Genomic DNA, 1,141 nt, shown 5'->3' with positions numbered 1-1,141 from the left:
TCTTACGATTAGTCAACCAATAAACCTTATAAATATATAAGTATTTTAGGCATAGAAAATTAAGCCTGCTTCTTTTCAATTTTAAAAAAGGAGGCAGGCTGTTATAATAAAGATGTTACGACGTTGTCGCTAAACGGTAGTCGTACATTTGATTTGCTATAGTCAGATAGTGGATTGTTTTCAATAATTTATTGATACAAGCCACAGAGGCGACCTTATGACATTTGTTATAGGGTTCTTCTTTTTGTCTATAATAATAATGGACAATATGATTAGGGGCATCCCGTTGCTTCTTTAACATGTTTTGAATAATAAGATAAAGCAGTTTACGCAACTTGGGGTTGCCACGCTTATTAATATGATCCGAATAAAAAGTCTTTCCAGATTGATATCGTCTGATATCGATACCAGCATAGGCATTGAGTTCTCTGCTCGTCGAGAAACGTCGAATGTCCCCAGCCTCTGCAATAAAGCGCACCGCGCTAGAGCTACCTATCCCAGGTATTTGTCTCAATATATCATATTCAGGTAGAGGCGAGGCCAGCTTTTCCATTTCTTCGATAATCTCTTGCTTCTTGCGCAGTAGATACATCATTTTATCTGCATAATAACGTACTTTAGAAACCACAATATCTTCTGGCGTAACCGCTGGATAAGAAGAGCTAGCTATGCTGACGAGTTCCTCTGCTTTTTTCAACGCACGTTCAGAAGACAAGTTTTTCTTTGTGTTCGCAAGAAGTTTGTTTTTCAACACCGTTCTTGAGCAAGCTAACACGAGTTCTGGGTGCGGGAAAAGAAGAAGTACATTCAGGTACAACGCCGAGTTCTGATTTGGAAATATCGAAATCAACTCAGGAAATGTCAATTGTAATGCGTTGTGTAATCTGCTTTTAACCAAGATAATCTCTTTGTCGATTTCCTCATAAAATCTAGATAAAGCACGCAGCTGTTGATATTCAGCTCTCTCAAAAACCTTCGGCATTCGATTAGAGGTGGGATGTGTTTGAGCAAATTTATGCGCATCACTACGATCTGTTTTATGCACACGTAATCGATCACATTGTTGTTTAGCCTCTAAAGGATTTAGTAGATAATAAGGATATTGATTGGCTTGCATAAAAGATTCAAGGACTTTAGAATA

1 protein-coding gene is annotated in these 1,141 nt (G+C 37.9%); it reads right to left on the bottom strand.

The features are described from left to right. Positions 1-115 precede the first annotated feature (115 nt). The coding region (locus R8925_RS15815; RefSeq protein ID WP_430536743.1) for an IS110 family RNA-guided transposase at positions 116-1,141 on the bottom strand (1,026 nt) is incomplete at its 5' end.

Source organism: Listeria rocourtiae subsp. hofi (genome assembly GCF_963575615.1).
GTDB lineage: Bacteria > Bacillota > Bacilli > Lactobacillales > Listeriaceae > Listeria_A > Listeria_A hofi.
Note: the sequence above shows the minus strand (reverse complement) of the source record. Positions and strands in the feature narration are given on the sequence as shown.